The organism is Actinomadura rubrobrunea NBRC 15275, from assembly GCF_001552235.1.
In the GTDB taxonomy this organism is placed as follows: domain Bacteria; phylum Actinomycetota; class Actinomycetes; order Streptosporangiales; family Streptosporangiaceae; genus Spirillospora; species Spirillospora viridilutea.
This window is the reverse complement of sequence record NZ_BCQU01000002.1, coordinates 19,083-42,421: the sequence shown is the minus strand read 5'-3', so window position 1 is coordinate 42,421 and position 23,339 is coordinate 19,083. Positions and strand designations below refer to the sequence as shown.

The window sequence follows — 23,339 nt, the reverse complement described above, 5'->3', positions numbered from 1 at the left end:
GGCCCGCGCCGGCTCCGACGGGTCCGAGTCCGACCGCGCCGGGGACGCCGCGGCCGAGGGCGACGGCCGGACCGCGGCGGCGGAGCGGTGAGCGCGCCGTCGGCGGCCGCCGCCGACGGCGAGCCGCTCATCCGCTGGGACTGGATCGGGCGCAACCTCGACGGCGTCATCGCCGAGGCGTTCCGCGAGCACCTGGTGCTGTCGTTCACCCCGGTGCTGCTCGGCCTGCTGATCGCGCTGCCCCTCGGGCTGGCCTGCGCGCGCTGGTCGCGGCTCTACCCGGTGGTGCTGGCCGCCACCAGCGTGCTGTACGCGGTGCCCGCCATCGGCCTGTTCGTGATCTTCGTGGCGTTCACCCGGCTCACCTACGCGACGGTGATCGTGCCGCTGGCGCTGTACACCCTGTCGGTGCTGGTGCCGGCCGTGGTGGACGGGCTGCGGTCCGTCCCCGGCCACGTCCGCCAGGCCGCCGAGGCCATGGGCTACCGGCCGCTGCGGCGGCTGCTGCGGGTGGAGCTGCCCCTCGCGCTGCCGGTGGTGATGGCCGGGCTGCGGGTCGCCACCGTCGCCAACATCAGCCTGGTCAGCGTGGGCGCCCTCATCGGCATCGGCGGGCTGGGCCAGCTCATGGTCACCGGGATGAAGTGGCCCGGCGGCGGGTTCGCCACCCCCATCATCGTGGCCATCGTGCTGATCATCCTGCTGGCGCTGGCGGCGGACCTGCTCCTGCTGCTCGTCCAGCGGCTGCTCACCCCGTGGGAGCGGGCCGGACGCGGCCGGCGGGGACGCGCGGCGGCCCGGGAGGCCGCCGCGCCGGGACGGGCGGCCGCCGGGGAAGGGGGCGCCGCGTGAACGTGATCTGGAACTCGCTGAGCTGGTTCGGCGAGCCGGGACGCTGGTCCGGCCCCGACGGCATCCCGACCCGGCTCCTGGAGCACCTGTGGTACTCGCTGCTCGCGTTCGCGATCACGGTGGCGATCGCGCTGCCGCTCGGCCTGGTGCTCGGCCATCTGCGGCGCGGCCGGGCCGCCGCGGCCGCCGGGTTCCTGGTGATGTCGTCGGCGAACGCGGCGCGCGCCCTGCCCACCCTGGGCCTGCTGATCCTCGCGGTGATCATGACGTCGGCCGGCGACCTGGTGCCGATCCTGATCCCGCTGATCGCCCTGGCGATCCCGCCCGTCCTGGTCAACGCCTACGCCGGGATCCAGCAGGTCGAGCCGGGGCTGCGGGACGCGGCCGAGGGCATGGGGATGACCGGGCGGCAGGTGCTGGCCCGGGTGGAGCTGCCGGTGGCGATGCCGCTGATCCTGCTGGGCCTGCGCACCGCGCTGATCCAGATCATCTCGACCGCCACCATCGCCGCCTACGTGGGGCTCGGCGGGCTCGGGCGCTACATCGTGGACGGCTATTCCCGGCAGGACTACGACAGCATGGCCGGCGGCGCGATCCTGGTGATCGTGCTGGCGATCGCCACCCAGCTGGCGTTCGCGGTGCTGGAGCGCGCCGTCGTCTCCCCGGGCGTCCGCCCCGCAGAGCGCGGCCGGGCGCGGCCCGGGACGAAGCGGCGCGCCCGCGGCGCGCCGCCCGACGCGATCCCCGCCGAAGGGCGGGGGGCTTTGGGAGGTTCTCGATGACCCGGATCATCCGCGGTGCGGCGCTGCTGGCCGCCGCCGTGCTCGCCCTGACGGCCTGCGGCGGCGGAGGCGGCGACGACCCGCTGAGCGGCGGCGGGGGAGGCGGCGGCGCCATCGTCGTCGGCGGCGCCGACTTCCCCGAAAGCGGCCTGCTCGGCGAGATCTACGCGCAGGCGCTGGAGGCCAAGGGCGTCAAGGTCGAGCGCAAGTTCGGCATCGGCTCCCGCGAGGTCTACTTCAACCAGGTCAAGAACGGCGGCATCCAGGTGTTCCCCGAGTACACCGGGGCGCTGCTGGCCTACGTCGACAAGAACGACCCGGCCAGCTCCAGCGAGGAGGTGACCGCGGCGCTCAAGCGGAAGCTGCCGCCGGAGCTGGAGATCCTCACCCCCTCGCGGGCCGAGAACAAGGACACGCTGGCGGTCACCAAGGAGACGGCCGACAAGTACAAGCTCACGACGATCGAGGACCTCAAGCCGGTCGCCAAGGACTTCGTGGTCGGCGGCCCGCCGGAGTTCAAGACCCGCAAGCAGGGCATCGTCGGCCTGGAGCAGGTGTACGGGCTGAAGTTCAAGGAGTTCAAGTCGCTGGACACCGCGGGCCCGATCACCGTCGCCAACCTGAAGAAGGGGCAGATCCAGGCGGCCAACCTGTTCTCCACCGACGCGGCCATCAAGAAGAACGGCTTCGTCACGCTGGCCGACCCCAAGAACGTGTTCGGCGCGCAGAACGTCGTGCCGCTCGTCTACAAGTCCAAGGTGAACGGCACCGTCCGCGACGCGCTCAACGCGGTGTCGGCCAAGCTCACCACCGAAGGGCTGCTGGAGATGAACGCCGAGATGTCGGAGAACAAGACCGACCCGGCGACCGTCGCCAAGGACTGGCTCTCCAAGAACGGCCTGGCCTAGGAGCCGCCCGGCGGGCGGCCGCCGAGGCGGGCGGTCAGGTCGGCGGCGGTGGCGCGGACGCGGTCGGCCAGCCGCGGCCAGGCGTCCTCGGGGCGGCGCTCCCGCCGGAACGTCACCGTGATCGCCGCCGTGGGATGGCCGGTGTGGTCGAACGCGCAGGCGGCGATGCTCGCCAGCCCCTCGGTGATCCACCCGTCCTCGTAGGACCAGCCGCGCCGGGCGTCCTCGGCGAGGATGCGGCGCAGCTCGCGCAGTGAGCCCGGGCCCCGTCCCGTCCGGTGGACGAACGCGGCGGGGCCCGGGAACAGCGCCCGCACCTGCGCGGCGGGCAGGTGCGCCAGCATGGACCGGCCGCTGGCGGTCAGCTGCGCGGGCATGCGCACGCCCACGTCGGTCACCAGGGTCTCGTGCCGCGGCGGCTGCTCCTTGAGCAGGTACAGCGTCTCGGCGCCGTGCAGCACGCCGAGCTGGGCGATCTCCCCGACCCGGTCGACCAGGCGGCGCAGCAGCGGGCGGGCCAGCCGCTCCAGCGGCTCGTGCCGCAGGTACGCCGAGCCGATCTCGAACGCGGCCACGCCCAGCCCCCACCGCCGCTCCTCGGGCAGGTAGGCCACGAACCCGTCCTCGGCCATCGCCGCGAGCAGGTGGTAGGTGCTGGAGCGCGGCATGTCCAGGTGGCGCGCGATCGCGGACGCGGGGAGCGGGCCGGCGGACGCCGCCAGCAGCCGCAGCACGCGCAGGGCCCGCCGCGCGGCGGGGACCTGCTCGCCCATCGCGCCCCCTTCCTTCCCCGCCGCCCATTGTCTCGTATCTCAGACACAGCGCCCCTCCGGGACCTGGGACGGCGGCACTTCCGCACGTTGCAATGGGGGTATGAGTATCGGCATGGGGGGCGCGGTCGTCGAGGTCGGCCCGGAACCGCTGGCGTTCGACCAGGTGGTGGCCGTGGCGCGGGACGGCGCCGCGGTCGCGCTGTCGGACGAGGCGCTGAAGCTGATGGACGCGTCCCGGGCGCACGTCGAGGAACTGGCGGCCCGGCCCACGCCCGTGTACGGCGTGTCCACCGGGTTCGGGGCGATGGCGACCCGGCACATCCCGCCCGAGCTGCGCCGGCGGCTGCAGGTGAACGTCGTCCGGTCGCACGCGGCCGGGTCGGGCCCGGAAGTGGAGCGCGAGGTCGTCCGGGCCATGATGCTGCTGCGGCTGCGCACCCTCGCGACCGGGCGCACCGGCGTGCAGCCGCGCACGGCGCAGACCCTCGCCGCGCTGCTCAACGCGGGCATCACCCCGGTCGTGCACGAGCACGGCAGCCTCGGCTGCTCCGGCGACCTGGCGCCGCTGTCGCACGTCGCGCTGGCGCTGATCGGCGAGGGCACGGTGCGGGACGCGGACGGCCGCGCCCGTCCGGCCGCCGAGGCGCTCGCGGACGCGGGCATCGAGCCCGCCGTGCTCGGCGCCAAGGAGGGGCTGGCCCTCATCAACGGCACCGACGGCATGCTCGGCATGCTGGTGCTGGCCATCACCGACCTGCGCCGCCTGCTGACGGCCGCCGACATCGCCGCCGCGATGAGCGTCGAGGCGCTGCTGGGCACCGACCGCGTCTTCGCCGCCGACCTGCAGGAGCTGCGGCCGCACCCCGGCCAGGCGCTGTCGGCCGCCAACCTGCGCGCCCTGCTCGCCGACTCGCAGATCATGGAGTCGCACCGGGGGCCGGACTGCACCCGGGTCCAGGACGCCTACTCGCTGCGCTGCTCCCCGCAGGTGCACGGCGCGGCCCGCGACACCCTCGCGCACGCCGAGCTGGTCGCCTCCCGGGAACTGGCGTCCGCCATCGACAACCCGGTGGTGCTGCCGGACGGGCGGGTCGAGTCGAACGGCAACTTCCACGGCGCGCCCGTCGCGTACGTGCTGGACTTCCTGGCCGTCCCGGTGGCGGACGTGGCGTCGATGTCCGAGCGCCGCACCGACCGCATGCTCGACCGGGGCCGCTCCGGCGGGCTCCCGGCGTTCCTGGCCGACGACCCCGGCGTCGACTCCGGCCACATGATCGCCCAGTACACGCAGGCCGCGATCGTGTCCGAGCTCAAGCGGCTGGCCGTGCCCGCCAGCGTGGACTCCATCCCCAGCTCGGCGATGCAGGAGGACCACGTGTCCATGGGCTGGAACGCCGCGCGCAAGCTGCGCCGCGCCGTCGACGGCCTGGCCCAGGTCGTGGCCATCGAGATCCTCACCGCCGCGCGGGCCCTGGACCTGCGCACCCCGCTGCGCCCCGGCCCGGCCACCGGCGCCGTCGTGGCGGAGCTGCGCCGCCGCGTCCCGCCGCCCGGCCCCGACCGGCACCTGGCCCCCGAGATCGCCGCCGCCGCCGAGCTCGTCCGCGACGGCGCCCTCATCGCCGCCGCCGAGGCCGTCACCGGCCCGCTGTCCTGACCGCTTCGCCGCGAAGGAGTGTCCGCGATGTCCGCTGGTCCCCGCCCCGTCCGCGCGCCGCGCGGCACGGCGCTGACCGCCGCCAAGGGCTGGCCCCAGGAGGCGGCCCTGCGCATGCTCATGAACAACCTCGACCCGGAGGTCGCCGAGCACCCCGACGAGCTGGTCGTCTACGGCGGGTCCGGCAAGGCCGCCCGCGACTGGGACTGCTTCGACGCCATCGTCCGGTCGCTGACCGAGCTGGAGGGCGACGAGACCCTGCTGGTGCAGTCCGGCAAGCCGGTCGGGATCTTCCGGACGCACGAGTGGGCGCCGCGCGTGCTCATCGCCAACTCCAACCTGGTGCCGCAGTGGGCCACCTGGGAGGAGTTCCGCCGCCTGGAGTCGCTCGGCCTCACCATGTTCGGCCAGATGACCGCCGGGTCGTGGATCTACATCGGCACCCAGGGCATCCTCCAGGGCACCTACGAGACGTTCGCGGCCGTCGCCGCCAAGCGGTTCGGCGGCTCCCTGGCCGGGACGATCACGCTGACCGCCGGGCTCGGCGGCATGGGCGGCGCCCAGCCGCTGGCCGTCACCATGAACGGCGGCGTGGCGATCTGCGTCGAGTGCGACCCGTCCCGCATCGACCGGCGCGTGGCGCACCGCTACTGCGACATGCGGGTGGACGACCTCGACGAGGCGCTGCGCCTCGCCGAGCGGGCGCGCGACCGGCGCGAGCCGCTGTCCATCGGCGTGCTGGGCAACGCCGCCGACGTCGTCCCGGAGCTGCTGCGCCGCGGCGCGCCGATCGACGTCGTCACCGACCAGACCAGCGCCCACGACCCGCTGAAGTACCTGCCGCGCGGCGTGGCGTTCGAGGACTGGGCCGCCGAGCGCGACAAGGACCGCGAGGGGTTCATCGCCCGCGCCCGCGAGTCGATGGCCGCGCACGTCGAGGCGATGGTCGGCTTCCTGGACGCGGGCGCCGAGGTGTTCGACTACGGCAACGCCATCCGCGGCGAGGCCAAGCTGGCCGGGTACGAGCGGGCGTTCGCGTTCCCCGGGTTCGTGCCCGCCTACATCCGCCCGCTGTTCTGCGAGGGCAAGGGCCCGTTCCGGTGGGCGGCGCTGTCGGGCGACCCCCGCGACATCGCCCGCACCGACCGGGCGATCTGCGAGCTGTTCCCCGACAACGAGCCGCTCACCCGGTGGATCCGCATGGCGGGCGAGAAGGTCCACTTCCAGGGCCTGCCGTCGCGGATCTGCTGGCTCGGCTACGGCGAGCGCGACAAGGCCGGCGCGGTGTTCAACGACCTGGTCGCCCGCGGCGAGATCAGCGCGCCGATCGTGCTGGGCCGCGACCACCTGGACTGCGGGTCGGTGGCCTCCCCGTACCGCGAGACCGAGGGCATGGCCGACGGCTCCGACGCGATCGCCGACTGGCCGCTGCTGAACGCCCTGCTCAACACCTCCTCCGGCGCCACCTGGGTGTCCATCCACCACGGCGGCGGCGTCGGCATCGGCCGGTCCGTCCACGCCGGGCAGGTGTGCGTGGCCGACGGCACCGAGCTGGCCGCGCGGAAGCTGGAGCGCGTCCTCACCAACGACCCCGGCACCGGCGTCATGCGCCACGCCGACGCCGGCTACGACCGCGCCCGCCAGGTCGCCGCCGAACGCGGCGTCCGCATCCCCATGAGCGACGTCCGCATCCCCATGAGCGAGGGCTGACGGCGTTGGACACCGCGACGGACGCCGCCGCCCGCTTCGAGGAGATGTGGGCGGCGCTGCTGCCGATCGGCCGCGACCCGGACGGCGGCGGCTACCGCCGCTTCGCCTGGACGCCGCCCGAGCTGGAGTGCCGGGCCTGGTTCCTGGACGAGGCGCGGCGCCGCGGCCTGGACGTCGAACGCGACCGCAACGGCAACCTGTTCGCCTGGTGGCGGCCGGACGGCGCCGCGGGGCCGGCGGTGCTGACCGGCAGCCACCTGGACTCCGTGCCGGGCGGCGGCGCGTTCGACGGGCCGCTCGGCGTCGTGTCCGCGCTGGCCGCGATCGACCTGCTCCGCGCGCGCGGCGAGCGGATCGGCCGCCCGGTCGGCGTGGCCGTGTTCGCCGAAGAGGAGGGCGCGCGGTTCGGCGTCGCCTGCCTGGGCTCGCGCCTGCTCACCGGCGCCATCGACCCGTCCCGCGCCCGCGCCCTGCGCGACGGCGACGGCCGGACGTTCGCGGACGTGCTCGCCGCCGACGGCCTCGACCCCGACGCGATCGGCCCCGACGACGACCTGCTCGGCCGGGTCGGCTGCTTCGTCGAACTGCACGTCGAGCAGGGCCGGGCCCTCCAGGAGCCGGTCGGCGTGGCCAGCGCGATCATCCCGCACGGCCGGTGGCGGTTCGACTTCACCGGCGAGGGCAACCACGCCGGCACCACCCGGCTGGCCGACCGCCGCGACCCCATGCTGCCGTTCGCGCACATGGTGCTGGCCGCGCGCGAGGCCGCCGCGCGCCGCGACGCCGTCGCCACCGTCGGGAAGGTGCACGTGACGCCGGGCGGGGTGAACGCCGTCCCCTCCTCGGTCGCGGCCTGGCTGGACGCGCGGGGCCCGTCCGACGACGCCGTCCGCGGCGTGGTCGCCGACGTCCACGAGGCCGTCCGCGCCGCGGCCTCCTCCCACGGCGTCGCCGTGGACCTGTCCGAGGAGTCCTACACGGAGGTGGTCGGCTTCGACACCGCCCTGCGCGACCGCATCGTCCGGACCCTCGGCGGGGCGCCGGTGCTGCCCACCGGGGCGGGGCACGACGCGGGCGTCCTGGCGGCGCGGCTGCCGACCGCCATGCTGTTCGTCCGCAACCCGACCGGGGTGTCGCACGCCCCCGCCGAGCACGCCGAGACGGCCGACTGCCTGGCCGGCGTGGAGGCCCTCGCCGCGGTACTGGCCGACCTCGCCCGCGGGTAGGGATTCCGTTATGCGATGGCATGCCGAGTTCGCCTGGCTCGGCGACCACGTGGCCGCCGACGTCCTGATCGAGGCCGACGGCGAGCGGTTCGCCCGCGTCACGCCGGGCGTCCCGGCCCCGCCGGACGCCCGGCGCCTGACCGGCCTCACCCTCCCGGGCCTGGCCAACGCCCACTCCCACGCCTTCCACCGGGCCCTCCGGTCGCGCGCGCAGAGCGGGCGCGGAACGTTCTGGACCTGGCGGGAGCAGATGTACGCGGTGGCCGAGCGGCTCGAGCCGGACACCTACCGCGCCCTGGCCACCGCCGTGTACGCCGAGATGGCCCTCGCCGGGGTGAGCTGCGTCGGCGAGTTCCACTACGTGCACCACCGCCCCGGCGGCGAACCCTACGACGATCCCAACGCGATGGGGGAGGCGCTGATCGCGGCGGCGGCCGACGCCGGCATCCGTATCACCCTCCTCGACGCCTGCTACCTGGCCGGCGGCATCGGGCGGCCGCTGCAGGGGCCGCAGAAGCGCTTCGGCGACGGCACCGCCGGGGACTGGGCGCGGCGCGTCGACGACCTGTGCGACCGCACCGGCAAGACCGACCACCGGCACGCCCGGATCGGCGCCGCCGTGCACTCGGTCCGCGCCGTGCCCCGCGAGCAGATCGGCGCCGTCGCCGACTGGGCGCGGCGGCGCCGGGCGCCGCTGCACGTCCACCTGTCCGAGCAGCCCGCCGAGAACGAGGCGTGCCGGGAGGCCTACGGCGTGACCCCCACGCGCCTGCTCGCCGAGTGCGGCGCCCTCGGCGCCCGCACCGTCGCCGTGCACGCCACCCACCTCACCGGCGAGGACATCGGCCTGCTCGGCGCCACGATGACCGGCGTGTGCATGTGCCCCACCACCGAACGCGACCTCGCCGACGGCATCGGCCCGGCCCGCGACCTCGCCGCCGCCGGGTCCCCGATCTGCCTGGGCTCCGACCAGCACGCGGTCATCGACCTGTTCGAGGAGGCCCGCGCCGTCGAGCTGGACGAACGGCTGCGCACCCGCGAACGCGGCCACTGGACCGCCGGCGCGCTCCTCGCCGCCGCCACCTGGAGCGGCCACTACGCGCTCGGCTGGCCCGAGGCGGGACGGCTCGAACCGGGGTCCTACGCCGACCTGGTGACGGTCGCGCTCGACTCGCCCCGCACCGCCGGAGCGGGGCGCGACCACCTGGCCGAGGCCGCCGTCTTCGCCGCCACCGCCGCCGACGTCCGCCACGTCGTCGTGTCGGGACGCGAGATCGTCCGCGACGGCCGCCACCTGCTCGTCGAGGACGTCCCCGCCGCCCTCGACGAGGCCATCGCCGCCGTCACCGGGTGACCTTCCGCCCGTCCGTCTCGCATCCGAGACGGATCGTCGGAGCCGGTCGCGGACGCGTCCCGCCGCGGGTGCGATGCTGGCCGCGTGAGCACCGTCATCACGAACATCGGCGAGCTGGTCACCAACGACCCCGGTCTCGGCGAGGGCGCGCTGGGACTGCTCCGGGACGCGGCCGTCGTGATCGACGGCGACGCGGTCGCCTGGGTGGGGCCGGCGGACCGCGCGCCCGCGGCGGACGACCGCCACGACGCGCGAGGGCGGGCCGTCCTGCCCGGATTCGTCGACTCGCACGCGCACCTGGTGTTCGCGGGGGAGCGGGCCGAGGAGTTCGCGGCGCGGATGAGCGGCCGGCCCTACACGGCGGGCGGCATCCGCACGACCGTCGCCAGGACGCGCGCCGCGTCCGACGACGAGCTGCGGGCCAACGTGCGCCGGCTCGTCGACGAGATGGCGCGGCAGGGCACCACCACCGTGGAGTGCAAGTCCGGGTACGGGCTGTCGGTGGAGCAGGAGGAGCGGTCCCTGCGCATCGCCGCGGAGATCGCCGACGAGGTGACCTTCCTCGGCGCCCACGTCGTCCCGCCGGAGTACGCGGGCGACCCCGACGCGTACGTGCGGCTGGTGACGAACGAGATGCTCGCCGCCTGCGCCCCGCACGCCCGCTGGGTGGACGTCTTCTGCGAGGAAGGCGCGTTCGACGCCGACCAGTCCCGGGAGGTGCTCACGGCGGGGCTCGCGGCGGGCCTCACCCCCCGCGTCCACGCCAACCAGCTCAGGCCGGGGCCGGGCGTGCGGCTCGCCGTCGAACTCGGCGCCGCGTCGGCCGACCACTGCACGCACCTGACCGACGCCGACGTCGACGCGCTCGCGTCGTCCGCCACGGTCGCGACGCTGCTGCCCGGCGTCGACTTCTCCACCCGCCAGCCCTACCCCGACGCGCGGCGGCTCATCGACGCGGGCGCCACCGTGGCGTTGGCCACCGACTGCAATCCGGGCTCCTGCTACACCTCCAGCATGCCGTTCTGCATCGCGCTCGCCGTCCGCGACATGCGCATGACGCCCGCCGAGGCGGTGTGGGCGGCCACCGCGGGCGGCGCGCGGGCGCTGCGCCGCGACGACGTGGGACGCCTGGCGCCCGGCGCGCGCGCCGACGTGCTGCTCCTGGACGCCCCGTCCCATGTCCACCTGGCCTACCGCCCAGGGGTGCCGCAGGTCGCGGCGGTGTGGAAGGCGGGACGGCGCGTTCCGGCATGACCATGCCCGGCAGCCGGTCACGGGCGTCCGCGCCGAGCCGGCGGCCAAGGGGCTCGCCGAGCGCGGCTAGCCCAGGTAGCGGCGGTTGACCCGGATGAGCGGGCTCCGGCGGCGGGCGATGTAGTCGGCGGACAGCACCTCGGCGACGAACAGCACGTGGTCGCCCGCCTCGATGCGCTGACGGGTCTCACATTCGAGAGCGGCCACCCCGTCGTCGATGATGAGGGCGTCCGAATGGGGGCCGCGGTGGTGCGGTTCGCTCGCCAGCAGGATGCGGGCGCTCGGGCGGCCCGCGGCGGCGAACCGCCCGGCGAGGGCCCGCTGCCCGGCGCTCAGCACGGTCGCGGCCCACCGGTCCCGGCGCCGCAGGACCTCGCACAGATAGGACGCGGCGCCCACCCCGGCCAGCACCATCGGCGGCTCCAGCGACACCGACATGAACGAGGTGACGGTGGTGCCCAGGTCGTCGCGGCCGTCGCGGACGGTCAGCACCACCACTCCGGTGGCGAAGCCCGCGACGGCCTCGGTGAAGTCGGCGGCGGTGACGCTCATCTCGCCGCTCAGCGGATCTCCCAGACGCCGGGGAGGATGAGCGGCCCGGCGGCGGGCAGGCCCAGGCGGGCGGCGGCGCCGGCCAGCGGCCCCCAGCCGTCCAGGCGGGCGGCGGCGGCCGTGCGGTCCTCGCTGGACTCGGCCGGACGCAGCCGCTCCAGCGGCGACACGTGCGGGAACGTGCGCACCGGGGCGTCCTCGGGCAGGCCCGCCTTCTTGCGGGCCAGGTCCAGGGCGAGGTCGAGGCCGCCCAGCTCGTCCACCAGGCCGTGCTCCTTGGCGTCGGCGCCCGTCCACACCCGGCCGCGGGCCAGCTCGTGGACGCGTTCGCGGGACAGCCCGCGGCCCTCGGCCGCCTTGGCGGTGAAGACCTCGTAGATGCGGTCCAGGGAGGCGTTGACGCGCTCCCACTCCGAGTCGCTGAAGTCCTTGGTGGAGCTGAACATGCGGGCGTGCGCGCCCTCGGCGACGCTGCCCATGGCGATGCCGAGCCGGTCCAGCAGCCCGTTCACCACGGCCTTGCCGACGACCACCCCGATCGACCCGGTGATCGTGCCGGGCTGCGCCACGATCGTGTCGGCGGCCATGGAGACGTAGTAGCCGCCGGACGCGGCCACGTCGCCCATCGACACGATCACCGGCTTGCCCGCCTTGCGCGCCAGCACCACCTCGCGCCAGATCGCGTCGGAGGCCACCGCCGAGCCGCCGGGGCTGTTGACGCGGAACACGATCGCCTTGACCCGCTCGTCCTTGACCGCGGCGCGGAACGCCGCGCCGATCGTGTCCGACCCCATGGCCGCGCCCTGGCCGGGCAGCGGGCCGCCGCGCCCGCTGCGGCCCAGCCGGATCGGCCCCTGCCCGTTGATCAGCGCGACGACGTCCTGCCGCCCCGGCTGCGGCAGCCGCCGCGCCAGGCTCTGCGCCCGGTTGTAGCGCGTCACGTACCGCAGCTGCGCCTGCGCGCCGACCTCGGCGCGCAGATCGGCGTACACCTCGTCGCGGTAGGCGAGCCGGTCGACCAGCCCCGCCTCCAGGGCCTCGTCGGCGAGCAGCGGGGCCCGGTCGATCAGGTCGCGGACCTTGTCCTGCGGCAGGCCGCGGGCGGCGGCGACCCCGGCGACGATCTGCTCGCCGATCGATTCGACCAGCCGCTCGGACGACTCGCGGTGCTCGGGCGTGTAGGCCTTCTCCATGAAGGTGTTGGCCATGGTCTTGTACTCGTGCCGCTTGGCGAAGCGCGGCTGGATCCCGGCCTTGTCCAGGGCCTCGGCCAGGAACGGCTCCTCCATCGCCACGCCGGTCAGCCCCACCTCGCCGGTCGGCTGCAGGTAGATCCGGTCGAACGCGGTGGCCAGGTAGTACGGCACCGAGCCGCGGCCGCCCTCCCCGAACGTCTCGGCCCAGGCGACGGTGAGCTTGCCCGCCTCGCGCAGCGCGCGCACCGCGTCGCGCAGCTCCTGCGCCTTGGCCAGGCCGATGCCGCCGGCCACCTTGACCACCAGGGCGCGGACCCGCTCGTCGCCGCGGGCGCGGCGCAGCCCGTCCAGCACGTCCCGCAGGTGAAGGCGGCGCATCGACAGGACGGCGGTCAGGGGGTCCGCCGGGGCGGTCTCGACCAGCCCGTCGGTGAGGTCGAGCTCCAGGACCAGCGGTGCGACGCGCCGATCGCGCGCCTGCTTGACGAGGTTGACGACTGTGCCGGGATCCACCATGGGCCCAGCCTATGCGCTGACCTCCGCGCTCCGGCCCCGCTGAAGCCGATCGGCCGGACCGGGACGGCTGGACGGCCGGACCGGGACGGATATCGTCGCCATCATGGGAGACGGCAACGGGTGGGCGCGCTGCGACCTCGGCCATGTGCACTGGGGGCGGTTCGGCGCCGCCGGATTGCTGCTTTTCCACCGCGACCCCGGCGACGGGCGGCTGCGCGTGCTGCTGCAGCAGCGGGCGTGGTGGTGCCCCGGCGCCGGGACGTGGGGCATGTTCGGCGGCGGACGGCACAGCCACGAGGACCCGGTGGCCGCCGCGCTGCGGGAGACCGCCGAGGAGTGCACGCTGGACGTGCGGGCCGTGCGCGTCCACGGCGTGCGCACCGACGACCACGGGTCCTGGGACTTCGCGTCCGTGATCGCCTCCGCGGACCGCCTGCTGGACGTGCGCCCCGCGTCGCTGGAGACCCGCAAGGCCGCCTGGGTGCCGGTCGAGGAGGTGGGGAGCAGGCGGCTGTTCAAGCCGTTCGCCCGCACCTGGCCCCTGCTGAGCACGATGCTCACCCGGCTCGTCCTGGTGGTGGACGCGGCGAACGTCGTGGGCGCCCGCGCCGACGGCTGGTGGAGGGACCGCGCGGGCGCCAACGCCCGGCTGCGGGACGATCTCGCCGTGCTGCGCGAGGGGCTCACCGGCCTTCCCGACGGGGTGCTGCCCTACGAGCGCTGCTTCCCCGAGGTGGTGCTGGTGGTGGAGGGCGCCGCCCGCCGCGTCGCCGAGCAGCCCGGCGACGGGGTGCGCGTGGAGGCCGCGTCCGGCAGCGGCGACGACCACATCGTCGACCTGGTCACCGACCCGCAGCCCGACGCCACCTATCTCGTCGTCACCGCCGACCGCGAGCTGCGCGCCCGCTGCACCGCCGCCGGCGCCTCCGTCGCCGGCCCCCGCTGGCTCCTGTCCCGCCTGCCGCCCCGGTGAACGGGCGCGTGGGTCGACGGGCCCGCCGGCGCCCGGTCGACCTCCTCGATGATCACTCTCCCCGCGGCGTCCCTTCGGGGACGAGCCACAGCGCGCCCAGGGGCGGGACGCGCAGCGCGGCCGAGCAGGGCTGGGCGTGCCAGGGCTGCTCGACGGCCTCCACGCGGCCCAGGTTGCCCACGCCGCTGCCGCCGTACTCGTAGGCGTCGGTGTTGACGACCTCGCGCCAGCCGCCCGCGATCGGCAGGCCGAGCCGGTAGTCCTCGTGCGGGACGCCCGAGAAGTTGATCACGCACGCGACGACGGGCGGCCGCCCGCCGGAGGCGGCGTCGGCCAGGGCGTCCGGCGGCACCGCGTGGCGCAGGTACGACAGGCAGTTCCCGGTGGCGTCGTTGGCGTCGATCCAGCGGAACCCGTCGGGATCGTTGTCCAGCGTCCACAGGGCGGGCTGGTCGCGGTAGACGCGGTTGAGGTCGCGGACGAGCCGCTGCACGCCCAGGTGGTCGGCGCCCTCGACGGCGTTGTCCAGCAGCCACCAGTCCAGCGCGCGCGACTCGGACCACTCGGCGCCCTGCCCGAACTCCCCGCCCATGAACAGCAGCTGCTTGCCCGGGTGCGACCACATGTACGCCAGCAGCGCGCGCAGCCCCGCGAACTTCTGCCAGGTGTCGCCGGGCATCTTGCCGAGCAGCGACCCCTTGCCGTGCACCACCTCGTCGTGCGACAGCGGCAGCACGTAGTTCTCCGAGAACGCGTACACCATGGAGAAGGTGATGTCGCCGTGGTGGTAGCCGCGGAAGATCGGCTCGTGCCGGATGTACGTCAGCGTGTCGTGCATCCAGCCCATGTTCCACTTGAACCCGAACCCGAGGCCGCCGAGGTGGGTGGGGTGGGTGACGCCGGGCCAGGCCGTGGACTCCTCGGCGATCGTCATGACGCCGGGGTAGCGCTTGTAGACGGTGGCGTTCATCTCCTGCAGGAACGAGATGGCCTCCAGGTTCTCCCGGCCGCCGTAGACGTTGGGCGTCCACTCGCCCTCGCCCCGTGAGTAGTCCAGGTAGAGCATGGACGCCACCGCGTCCACCCGAAGGCCGTCGACGTGGAACTCCTCCATCCAGTAGCAGGCGTTCGCCACCAGGAAGTTGCGCACCTCGGCGCGGCCGTAGTCGAACACCAGGGTGCCCCAGTCGGGGTGTTCGCCCCGCCGGGGATCCGCGTGCTCGTACAGGGCCGTGCCGTCGAACCTCGCCAGCGCCCACTCGTCGCGGGGGAAGTGCGCGGGCACCCAGTCGACGATGACGCCGACGCCCGCCTGGTGCAGCCTGTCCACGAGGTGACGGAACTCGTCGGGGTCGCCGAAGCGCGCACTCGGCGCGTAGTACGACGTGACCTGGTACCCCCATGACGGGCCGTAGGGGTGCTCGGCCACCGGCATGAACTCCACGTGCGTGAAGCCCATCTCCGTGACGTAGGCGGTGAGCTCCTCAGCCAGCTCGCTGTAACTCAGGCCGGGCCGCCACGAGCCGAGGTGCACCTCGTACACGCTCATCGGCTCGTTCACCCAGGAGCGGTCCTTGCGGCGGGCCATCCACTCGCCGTCGCCCCATTCATAGGACGAGGTGAACACGCGGGACCCGGTCGCCGGGGGATGCTCGGTCGCCCTTGCCATGGGGTCCGCCTTGGCGTGCCACTGCCCGTCGGCGCCCAGGATCTCGTACTTGTAGACGGTGCCGTCGCCCACACCAGGGATGTACAGCTCCCACACCCCGGTCGAGCCGAGTGAGCGCATGGGGTGCGCGCGTCCGTCCCAGTGGTTGAAGTCCCCGATGACGCGCACGCCCCTGGCGTTGGGCGCCCACGCCGCGAAGGACGTGCCGGCGACCGGGCCGAACGCCGAGGTGTAGGTGCGGACGCGCGCGCCCAGCGCCCGCCACAGCTCCTCGTGCCGCCCCTCGCCGATCAGATGCAGATCGAGTTCGCCGAGGGTGGGCAGGTGCCGGTACGGGTCGTCCTGGATCAGCTCGACGCCGTCGCGGTAGGTCACCGCCAGCCGGTAGTCGGGGACCGCCTGCGGCGCCTCGTCGTCCCTGCCGGACAGCGACGCCTCGGGCGGCAGCGTGACCGTGAAGACGCCCTCGTGGTGGTGGCGCATCCGGTACCGGGCGCCGTCGGGGAGGACGACCTCGACGCGTTCGGCCAGGGGGCGCAGCGCCCGCACGGTGACCCCGTCGCGCCAAGGATGCGCGCCGAGGACGCTGTGCGGATCATGATGGTCGCCGCCGACCAGCCTGTCGATCTCCGCGCGCGTCACCCGTGCCATGGGCTCAGGGCCTCCTCCGTGCAGGGTCGTCCACACCGTAGGACTGCCCCCGAGGCGGCGTCCTTCACCCGCCGATTGCACTCCGTCCGCCGACGGCGAGGTCGGCGGCCGAAAAAGGACGGCCGCGTGTGCGACCGCACGGCGGCACACCTGTTCGTTGGGGGTCGCGCCGATGTGGTCATGTGCCGACCGTGCGGTCACGTCCGTCCGCCCCCGGTGACGGCCGCACGTCGGCCCCGGCCCGACGGCCGCGGTCACGGATCACCGGAGGGCCGCGTCCCCGACATAACTTCGGCGACAGAAGTATCTGTCGCCACGGTCGGTTCCGCTCAGATCTCCCCGGGGTCCCGGTGCGACTGGTCGCGCAGCAGTCGGCGGAGGCCGTCCGGGTCGTCGGCCGCCACCGTCATCGCGTATCCCGCCTGCAGCTGGGCGTCGGTGAGGTCGCCGCTGCGCGTGGCGTACCAGCGCCCCGCGTCGCTGCGCCAGACCAGCCATCCGGGAAATTCCGCCTCAATGGCCGCCTTCAGCTCATCGAAGTCGCCCATCAAGGTCGTCCTTTCCCCAGGAGTGATGTTCTGTATACAAAAGTCTACTCAGCAGAAGAGGTGTCAAGCTGTGCGTAAGCGGACCGTCTCCCTGCGGATAGCGGGGAGGGGCGGGGCGGCCGGGCCGCGACCGGCCGGGACTCCGGCGCGCCCGCCGTGCGCGGCGGTCGGCGGCGGGCTCGGATGAGGAGAGGTGATAGCGGTGCCGGACCGTCCGGCCTACCTCCGGATAGCCGACACCCTGCGCGACCGGATCCGGGACGGCGGCTACCCGCCGGGGTCGAGGCTGCCGACGATCGCGCAGCTGCGCGCCGCGCACGGCGTCTCGGAGATCGTGGTCCGCCAGGCGATCGCCCTGCTGCGGGGCGAGGGGCTGGTCGAGACCCGGCGGGGCGGCGGCACCGTCGTGCGCGCGCGGCCCCGGGTGCGCCGGGTCGCCATGGACCGCTACCGCGCGGTCGCCCGCGTGCCGGCCGGCCCGGCGGCCGGGCCGCCCACGACGACCTTCACCCACGACCAGCGCATCGGCTGGGACGAGTACCGCCTGGACCGGCGGTTCGCCCGCACCCGCGCCGACCCCGAGCTGGCGGGGCTGTTCGAGCTGCCGGTCGGCACCGAGCTGCTGCGCCGCCGCTTCGTGTTCTACGCCCGCGAGGAGCCGCAGCAGATCTCGGTGAACTACCTGCCGTGGGACCTGGTGGGCGGCACCCCCGTCGCCGACCCCGACCGCGAGCCGTGGCCCGGCGGCACCCTGGCCCAGCTCAGCTACCTCGGGCATCCGCCGACGCGGGTGGAGGAGGCGGTGCGGGCCCGCATGCCCACGCCGGAGGAGACCGAGACGCTGCGCATGGCCGCCGGGGTCCCCGTGGTGGCCATCACCCGGCGGATGCTGTCGGGGCCGCAGGTCATGGAGGTGTGCCGCGACATCGTCATCCCGGCCGACCGGGTCGTCCTCGACTACGCCATCGACCTTTAGCGCGCCGCCGCGCCGTCACGGGCGGCGCACCCGCGGGACGCCGCCGACGTGCAGGCCGTGCAGGGCGTCGGCGTCAGGGCGCCAGGTGCGACAGCGAGCGCAGCGGCACCGGCAGCCAGGACGGGCGGTTGCGCGCCTCGTAGTTGATCTCGTACACCGCCTTGTCGAACTCGAACGCCCGCATCAGCACCGGGTGCGCCTTCGGATCCGGGCCGCCCGCGGCCGCGTAGCCCCGGCAGAACGCCTCCCGGTTGCGCGCCGCCCACGTGTGCGCCCGCGTCTCCAGCCTGACCGCGGTGTCCGAGGGCAGGCTCTGGTCGGCGATCAGGAACCGCGCCGCGTACTCGAAGGACCGCAGCATCCCCGCCACGTCGCGCAGCGGGTGGGCGAGGGCGCGCCGCTCGCCGGGCGGGCGGGCCGGCTCGCCCTCGAAGTCCAGCACGACCCAGCCGGTGTCGGTGCGCATCACCTGGCCCAGGTGGTAGTCGCCGTGCACGCGCTGGAACGTCAGCGGCGCGTCCGACCGCGCCAGCGCGTCGAACGCGTCCCGGATCGCGGTCTCGTACATGGCCAGCGCGGGGACGGCCTCGATCGCCTCGTCGAGCTGCCGGTGCATGTGCGCGGCCATCTGGCGCGCGTGCCGCGCCGGCACCTCGGTCACGCCGAACGCGGCGGCCAGATCGCGGTGGACGGCCGCGGTGGCGCCGCCGAGCCGCTCGGCCTCGGCGGCGAAGTCGCCGCCGGCGGCGGCCGCGTCCTCGTCGGTCGACGGGGCGGCGTCGCACACCGTGGGAGCGTAGGCGAACCAGTCGCGCACGCTGGTGATCGCCATGTGCCAGCCGTCGGTGCCGCTGCGCAGGAACCGCGACATCATCGCCAGCGTGGCCGGCTCCGCGGCGCCCGGCTCGTCCGCCGCCGGTCCGGCGGCCAGGGCGGGCGCGGCGGCCGGGTCGAGGTCGATCCAGCCGCACACCCCGGGCACGTGCGGGCAGCCCGCCCGCGTCAGGGCCAGGTTGACCTCCAGGTCCGGGTTGAGGCCCGGCGACAGCCGCCGGAACAGCTTGCAGATGTAGACGTCGCCGAAGATCAGCGAGGTGTTGCTCTGCTCGGCGGAGCTCGGCACGCTCTCCAGCCCCGTCTCCACCTCGGCGCCGAGCGCCCGGTGGAACCGCAGCGGGCCGACGGTCGCCTCGGCCGCCATGTTGTCCAGCAGCACCCGGGTCAGCTCGACGTCGTGCACCGCGTCGTACACGTGGGCCGACGCCGGATGGCCCGCGTCGTCGGCGAATCCGGCGGCGAAGTTGCCGATCTCCCCGTAGTGCAGCCGCTCCGGGAGCTCGCGCCGGACCCCGAGCAGCAGCTGGTAGTGGTCCCAGCCTTCGCTCTGCCGCACCGCGGCGATCACGTGGTGCAGCTCCGGCTCGTCCAGGGCGCCGCCCGTCGGCGGGCCGCGGTGCAGCTCGGTGGCGGCGCCGATGGCGATCTCGCCGATGGCGCGGTCCTTGCCGGCGAACCACCGCTGCCGCGGCAGCCAGCCCGCCAGCAGGTCGGCCAGCACGTCGTCGGGCGGTCGCATGGTCACATCGCCTCCTCCTCGGCGGCCCCGGGCTCTGGCAGCAGGAACCAGTAGAAGCCGTGCCCGGGGAGGGTGAGCAGGTACGGCAGTTCCCCGATGGCCGGGAACCGCACGCCGCCCATGCATTCGATGGGCGTGGAGCCGCGGAAGCGGCGCAGGTCGAGCTCGACGGGCTGGGGGAACCGCGAGAGGTTGTTGACGCACAGCACCCGGTCGACGCCGGCGCGCCGCACGCCGCGCTCGCCGGTCACGGTGTTCCAGACCGAGGAGACGCCTTCGCCGATCTCGCGGACGAACGCGAGCACGCTGGGGTTGGACGCCGTCAGTTCCACATAGGACCCGACGCCGAAGACCGGGTGGCGCTGGCGGATTTCGATCATCTTCCGCGTCCAGTGCAGCAGCGAGCCGCGGTTGTTCTGCTGCGCCTCGACGTTGACCGCCTGGTACCCGTAGATCGGGTCCATGATGACGGGGAGGTAGAGGCGGGCGGGGTCGCAGCGGGAGAACCCGGCGTTGCGGTCGGGGGTCCACTGCATGGGGGTGCGGACGGCGTCGCGGTCGCCGAGCCAGATGTTGTCGCCCATGCCGATCTCGTCGCCGTAATACAGGACGGGGGACCCGGGCAGCGACAGCAGCAGGGCGGTGAACAGCTCGAGCTGGTTGCGGTCGTTGTCGAGCAGCGGGGCCAGCCGGCGGCGGATGCCGATGTTCGCCTTCATGCGCGGGTCCTTGGCGTACTCGGCGTACATGTAGTCGCGCTCTTCGTCGGTGACCATCTCCAGGGTCAGCTCGTCGTGGTTGCGCAGGAAGATGCCCCACTGGCAGTTCTCGGGGATCTTGGGGGTCTGGGCCATGATCTCGGAGACGGGGTAGCGCTGCTCCCTGCGGACGGCCATGAAGATGCGCGGCATGACCGGGAAGTGGAACGCCATGTGGCATTCGTCGCCGCCGGCGGCCGGGTCGCCGAAGTACTGCACGACGTCGGCGGGCCACTGGTTGGCCTCGGCGAGCAGGACGCGGTCGGGGTAGAGCCGGTCGACCTCGGCGCGGATGCGTTTGAGATAGGCGTGGGTCTCGGGCAGGTTCTCGCAGTTGGTGCCCTCGCGCTCGTACAGGTAGGGCACCGCGTCCAAGCGGAACCCGTCGATGCCCAGGTCGAGCCAGAAGCGCAGGACCTCCACCATCGCCTCCTGCACGGCGGGGTTGTCGTAGTTGAGGTCCGGCTGGTGGGAGAAGAAGCGGTGCCAGTAGTACTGGCCGCGCACGGTGTCGTAGGTCCAGTTCGACGCTTCGGTGTCGACGAAGATGACCCGGGCGTCGGGGTACCCGTCGTCGGTGTCGGACCAGACGTAGAAGTCGCCGTAGGGCCCGTCGGGGTCGGTGCGGCTGGCCTGGAACCAGGGGTGCTGGTCGCTGGTGTGGTTCATGACCAGGTCGGCGATGACGCGGATGCCGCGGGCGTGGCTCTGCTCGACGAGCTCGACGAAGTCGCCCAGCTCGCCGAACTCGGGCAGGATCTCGGTGTAGTCGCTGATGTCGTAACCGCCGTCGCGCAGCGGCGAGCGGTAGATCGGCAGCAGCCACAGGCAGTTGATGCCCAGCCATTGCAGGTAGTCCAGCTTGTCGATCAACCCGCGCAGGTCGCCCGTGCCGTCGTTGTTGGAGTCGTTGAAGCCGCGGACCAGCACCTCGTAGAAGACCGCCGTCTTGTACCAGTGCGGGTCGCGGGGCACCTCGGGGTTGAACGCGTCGGGCACCGGCTCGGACGCCGCCGGCACCGCCTCGGGCGGGAGTTCGGGGACGGACTCCTCGCGCGGCACGGCGTCCGCCGGGACGGCCTCCCCGGCGCGGTCGTCGCGGTCCGGTCCGGGGGGATCGGCGCGGCCGCCGGGGTCGCCGGCGGCGGGGGCGTCCGCCGCGGAGGCCGCGTCCGGCGGGGCGGCGCCGCCCGGCGGACGGGGAGCCCGGGCGGCGTCCGCGGGATGACGGCCTTCCGGGGGTGCTGCGGGCGTGTCGCGGTCGCTCAACTGTCGTCTCTCCGGAGCGTGAAGATGTGGGCCGGCTGGATGTGCGGGTCGAGACGCACGTAGTCGGCCCGCCGCCAGGTGTAGGACTCGCCCGACAGCTCGTCGGTCACCACGAACTCGGCGTCGGGGTCAAGGCCCAGCGCGGCCAGGTCGAGATGGACGGTCGCCTCGCGCACCATGTGCGGGTTGAGGTTCACCACGGCCAGCACGACGTCGTCGAGCGCGACCACCGACTCCCCGTCGTCGGCGTGCGCGTCGGCCGTCGGCACCGCCGCGGTCACGCGTTTGGAGAAGCAGAGCAGCTCGGGCTGGTCGACGTGGTGGAAGCGCAGGTTGCGCAGCCGGTGCAGCGCCGGATGCGCGCGCCGGAACGCGTTCAGCCGGGTGATCAGCGGGGCGATGCTGCGGCCCTCGCGCTCGGCGGCCTCCCAGTCGCGCGGCCGGTACTGGTACTTCTCCGAGTCGCGGTACTCCTCGCTGCCGGGCCGCACCGGCACGTTCTCGATCAGCTCGTAGCCGGAGTACATGCCCCAGGTCGGCGACAGCAGCGCGGCCAGGATCGCGCGGATCTCGAACGCGGGCCGCCCGCCGTGCACCAGGTACTCGTTGAGGATGTCGGGCGTGTTGACGAACACGTTCGGCCGCATGTACGCCGCCGCGTCCCCGCTCAGCTCCCGGAAGTACTCCTCCAGTTCCCACTGGGAGTTCTTCCAGGTGAAGTAGGTGTAGGACTGGTGGAAGCCGATCTTGGCGAGGGCGTGCATCATGGCCGGGCGGGTGAACGCCTCGGCCAGGAAGATCACGTCGGGGTCGTCGCGGTCGATCTCGGCGAGCAGCCGCTCCCAGAACGGCACCGGCTTGGTGTGCGGGTTGTCCACGCGGAAGATCCGCACGCCGTGGTCCATCCAGTGCCGGACGACGCGCAGCACCTCCCGGTAGATGCCCTCGGGGTCGTTGTCGAAGTTCAGGGGATAGATGTCCTGGTACTTCTTCGGCGGGTTCTCGGCGTAGGCGATGCTGCCGTCGGCGCGCGCGGTGAACCATTCGGGATGCTCGCGCACCCAGGGGTGGTCGGGCGAGCACTGCAGCGCCAGGTCGAGCGCCACCTCGAGGCCGAGGTCGCCGGCGTAGCGGACGAACGCGTCGAAGTCGTCGATCGTGCCGAGGTCGGGGTGGACGGCGTCGTGCCCGCCCTCCTCCGAGCCGATCGCCCAGGGCGAGCCCGGGTCGTACGGCCCGGCCTCCAGCGTGTTGTTGGGGCCTTTCCGGAAGGTCCGCCCGATGGGGTGGACGGGCGGCAGGTACACCACGTCGAAGCCCATGTCGGCGATCGCGGGGAGCCGCTTCATGGCGGTGCGGAACGTTCCCGACGTCGGCCCGCGCCGTCCCATGGGGTCGTAGGACGCCCCCTCCGACCGCGGGAAGAACTCGTACCACGCCCCGGTGAGCGCCCGCTCGCGATGCACCGTCAGCGGGAACCACTCGGTGACGGTGAGCAGCTCGCGCAGCGGATGGCGGTCGAGCAGGTCCCGCACGTCCGGCGCGATCGCCGCCTCCAGCCGCCGCGTCGGCGCCACGGTGCGGTCGGCCAGCGTGCGGGCCAGCCGGGCGAACGCGGGACGGTCCTTGCCCGGCAGCCCGTCGGCGGCCCGTTCGAACAGCCGCGCCCCCTCGAGGAGCATCAGCTCCACGTCCTGCCCGCGCGGCACCTTGATCTCCGCGTCGTGCCGCCAGTGCGCGATGGGGTCGCCCCACGCCTCGACCCGGAAGTGCCAGTGCCCGGTCTCGGTCGGTGTCACCTCGGCGCCCATCCGGTCGGTGCCGGGGGCCAGTTCGGCCATGCGGACCGGCGGCTGCACCCGGCCGCCGGGGTCGCGCAGCACCGCCTCGGCGCCGAGCATCTCGTGCCCTTCGCGGAACACGGTCGCGGTGATCTGGAACGTTTCGCCGACGACCGCCTTGGCGGGCCAGCGGCCGCAGCCCACCACCGGTTCGACGTCCAGGATCGGAATGCGTCCGATGCGCGGCGCGTCCCCTCGGGCGGACGCTTCCGCCCCTGATCTGGCGGACCCAGCGTCGGACCCAGCGTCGGACCCAGCGTCGGACACAGCGTCGGACACAGCGTCGGATACAGCGTCG

The 23,339-nt window shown here is 74.1% G+C and carries 18 protein-coding genes; 10 read left to right on the top strand and 8 right to left on the bottom strand.

The window, feature by feature from the left end; genetic code table 11:
- Positions 1 to 87: 87 nt before the first annotated feature.
- The 3 genes from AR3_RS00940 to AR3_RS00930 are packed head-to-tail and all read left to right on the top strand — an operon-like array spanning position 88 to position 2,542.
- Entirely contained in the window at positions 88 to 852 is a 765-nt protein-coding gene (locus AR3_RS00940; RefSeq protein WP_067906955.1) for an ABC transporter permease, read from the top strand.
- Positions 849 to 1,634 carry an ABC transporter permease gene (locus AR3_RS00935; RefSeq protein WP_083950819.1) on the top strand — a complete coding sequence of 262 codons (786 nt, stop codon included), beginning with the start codon at positions 849 to 851 and terminating at the stop codon, positions 1,632 to 1,634. Before AR3_RS00940 ends, AR3_RS00935 begins: the two co-directional genes overlap by 4 nt.
- Positions 1,631 to 2,542 carry an ABC transporter substrate-binding protein gene (locus AR3_RS00930; protein WP_106258620.1) on the top strand — a complete coding sequence of 304 codons (912 nt, stop codon included), beginning with the start codon at positions 1,631 to 1,633 and terminating at the stop codon, positions 2,540 to 2,542. Before AR3_RS00935 ends, AR3_RS00930 begins: the two co-directional genes overlap by 4 nt.
- Here the strand turns inward: AR3_RS00930 and AR3_RS00925 are convergent.
- Positions 2,539 to 3,315: an IclR family transcriptional regulator gene (locus tag AR3_RS00925; RefSeq protein ID WP_067906953.1), complete on the bottom strand. Its 777-nt coding sequence runs from the start codon at positions 3,313 to 3,315 to the stop codon at positions 2,539 to 2,541. The genes AR3_RS00930 and AR3_RS00925 overlap by 4 nt on opposite strands.
- 112 nt (positions 3,316 to 3,427) lie before the next feature.
- On the opposite strand from AR3_RS00925, the gene hutH reads away from it, so the two are divergent.
- The 5 genes from hutH to hutI all read left to right on the top strand — a co-directional run bounded on the left by hutH (position 3,428) and on the right by hutI (position 10,516).
- Positions 3,428 to 4,972, top strand: coding sequence for a histidine ammonia-lyase (gene hutH / locus AR3_RS00920; protein WP_067906951.1), 1,545 nt, complete (start codon positions 3,428 to 3,430; stop codon positions 4,970 to 4,972).
- A 27-nt stretch (positions 4,973 to 4,999) separates the two neighbouring features.
- Positions 5,000 to 6,682 carry a urocanate hydratase gene (gene hutU / locus AR3_RS00915; RefSeq protein ID WP_067906949.1) on the top strand — a complete coding sequence of 561 codons (1,683 nt, stop codon included), beginning with the start codon at positions 5,000 to 5,002 and terminating at the stop codon, positions 6,680 to 6,682.
- Positions 6,683 to 6,726: 44 nt separating this feature from the next.
- The gene (locus AR3_RS00910) at positions 6,727 to 7,908 is read left to right on the top strand and encodes an allantoate amidohydrolase (protein ID WP_067907098.1); all 1,182 of its coding nucleotides are present in this window, start codon (positions 6,727 to 6,729) and stop codon (positions 7,906 to 7,908) included.
- A 10-nt stretch (positions 7,909 to 7,918) separates the two neighbouring features.
- Positions 7,919 to 9,262 (top strand): formimidoylglutamate deiminase, encoded by a 1,344-nt coding sequence (locus AR3_RS00905; protein ID WP_067906947.1) that lies wholly within the window; start codon positions 7,919 to 7,921, stop codon positions 9,260 to 9,262.
- Between the two features lie 84 nt (positions 9,263 to 9,346).
- Entirely contained in the window at positions 9,347 to 10,516 is a 1,170-nt protein-coding gene (gene hutI, locus AR3_RS00900) for an imidazolonepropionase (RefSeq protein WP_067906945.1), read from the top strand.
- A 66-nt stretch (positions 10,517 to 10,582) separates the two neighbouring features.
- Here the strand turns inward: hutI and AR3_RS00895 are convergent, their stop codons facing one another.
- Positions 10,583 to 11,068: a flavin reductase family protein gene (locus AR3_RS00895; RefSeq protein ID WP_067906943.1), complete on the bottom strand. Its 486-nt coding sequence runs from the start codon at positions 11,066 to 11,068 to the stop codon at positions 10,583 to 10,585.
- An 8-nt stretch (positions 11,069 to 11,076) separates the two neighbouring features.
- Positions 11,077 to 12,780 carry a signal peptide peptidase SppA gene (gene sppA / locus AR3_RS00890; RefSeq protein ID WP_067906941.1) on the bottom strand — a complete coding sequence of 568 codons (1,704 nt, stop codon included), beginning with the start codon at positions 12,778 to 12,780 and terminating at the stop codon, positions 11,077 to 11,079.
- A gap of 103 nt (positions 12,781 to 12,883) precedes the next feature.
- Here sppA and AR3_RS00885 point away from each other — a divergent pair, with 103 nt between their 5' ends.
- On the top strand, positions 12,884 to 13,753 hold the full coding sequence (locus tag AR3_RS00885; protein WP_067906939.1) for an NUDIX hydrolase: 870 nt from the start codon (positions 12,884 to 12,886) through the stop codon (positions 13,751 to 13,753).
- Positions 13,754 to 13,805: 52 nt separating this feature from the next.
- Here AR3_RS00885 and glgB read toward each other — a convergent pair whose 3' ends face one another.
- Both glgB and AR3_RS00875 read right to left on the bottom strand, forming a co-directional pair.
- Entirely contained in the window at positions 13,806 to 16,073 is a 2,268-nt protein-coding gene (gene glgB / locus AR3_RS00880) for a 1,4-alpha-glucan branching protein GlgB (protein ID WP_067906937.1), read from the bottom strand.
- A 329-nt stretch (positions 16,074 to 16,402) separates the two neighbouring features.
- Entirely contained in the window at positions 16,403 to 16,621 is a 219-nt protein-coding gene (locus AR3_RS00875) for a hypothetical protein (protein WP_067906935.1), read from the bottom strand.
- 202 nt (positions 16,622 to 16,823) lie between these two features.
- Here AR3_RS00875 and AR3_RS00870 point away from each other — a divergent pair, with 202 nt between their 5' ends.
- On the top strand, positions 16,824 to 17,597 hold the full coding sequence (locus AR3_RS00870) for a GntR family transcriptional regulator (protein ID WP_067906933.1): 774 nt from the start codon (positions 16,824 to 16,826) through the stop codon (positions 17,595 to 17,597).
- A 73-nt stretch (positions 17,598 to 17,670) separates the two neighbouring features.
- On the opposite strand, the gene AR3_RS00865 is transcribed toward AR3_RS00870, so the two are convergent.
- The 3 genes from AR3_RS00865 to AR3_RS00855 form a co-directional block, all read right to left on the bottom strand.
- Complete coding sequence (locus tag AR3_RS00865; RefSeq protein ID WP_067906931.1) at positions 17,671 to 19,173, bottom strand: maltokinase N-terminal cap-like domain-containing protein; 1,503 nt, start codon at positions 19,171 to 19,173, stop codon at positions 17,671 to 17,673.
- Between the two features lie 2 nt (positions 19,174 to 19,175).
- Positions 19,176 to 20,951: a maltose alpha-D-glucosyltransferase gene (gene treS / locus AR3_RS00860; RefSeq protein WP_067907096.1), complete on the bottom strand. Its 1,776-nt coding sequence runs from the start codon at positions 20,949 to 20,951 to the stop codon at positions 19,176 to 19,178.
- A 245-nt stretch (positions 20,952 to 21,196) separates the two neighbouring features.
- Positions 21,197 to 23,221 (bottom strand): alpha-1,4-glucan--maltose-1-phosphate maltosyltransferase, encoded by a 2,025-nt coding sequence (locus AR3_RS00855; RefSeq protein WP_227023146.1) that lies wholly within the window; start codon positions 23,219 to 23,221, stop codon positions 21,197 to 21,199.
- Positions 23,222 to 23,339: the final 118 nt, after the last annotated feature.

What these genes read in the sequence shown, in the direction of transcription:
- AR3_RS00875 (WP_067906935.1), bottom strand. Translation starts at nt 16,621, where the DNA reads ATGGGCGACTTCGATGAGCTGAAGGCGGCCATTGAGGCGGAATTTCCC.
- AR3_RS00925 (WP_067906953.1), bottom strand. Translation starts at nt 3,315, where the DNA reads ATGGGCGAGCAGGTCCCCGCCGCGCGGCGGGCCCTGCGCGTGCTGCGG.
- hutU (WP_067906949.1), top strand. Translation starts at nt 5,000, where the DNA reads ATGTCCGCTGGTCCCCGCCCCGTCCGCGCGCCGCGCGGCACGGCGCTG.
- sppA (WP_067906941.1), bottom strand. Translation starts at nt 12,780, where the DNA reads ATGGTGGATCCCGGCACAGTCGTCAACCTCGTCAAGCAGGCGCGCGAT.
- AR3_RS00895 (WP_067906943.1), bottom strand. Translation starts at nt 11,068, where the DNA reads ATGAGCGTCACCGCCGCCGACTTCACCGAGGCCGTCGCGGGCTTCGCC.
- glgB (WP_067906937.1), bottom strand. Translation starts at nt 16,073, where the DNA reads ATGGCACGGGTGACGCGCGCGGAGATCGACAGGCTGGTCGGCGGCGAC.
- AR3_RS00865 (WP_067906931.1), bottom strand. Translation starts at nt 19,173, where the DNA reads ATGCGACCGCCCGACGACGTGCTGGCCGACCTGCTGGCGGGCTGGCTG.
- AR3_RS00930 (WP_106258620.1), top strand. Translation starts at nt 1,631, where the DNA reads ATGACCCGGATCATCCGCGGTGCGGCGCTGCTGGCCGCCGCCGTGCTC.
- AR3_RS00905 (WP_067906947.1), top strand. Translation starts at nt 7,919, where the DNA reads ATGCGATGGCATGCCGAGTTCGCCTGGCTCGGCGACCACGTGGCCGCC.
- AR3_RS00885 (WP_067906939.1), top strand. Translation starts at nt 12,884, where the DNA reads ATGGGAGACGGCAACGGGTGGGCGCGCTGCGACCTCGGCCATGTGCAC.
- AR3_RS00910 (WP_067907098.1), top strand. Translation starts at nt 6,727, where the DNA reads ATGTGGGCGGCGCTGCTGCCGATCGGCCGCGACCCGGACGGCGGCGGC.
- hutH (WP_067906951.1), top strand. Translation starts at nt 3,428, where the DNA reads ATGGGGGGCGCGGTCGTCGAGGTCGGCCCGGAACCGCTGGCGTTCGAC.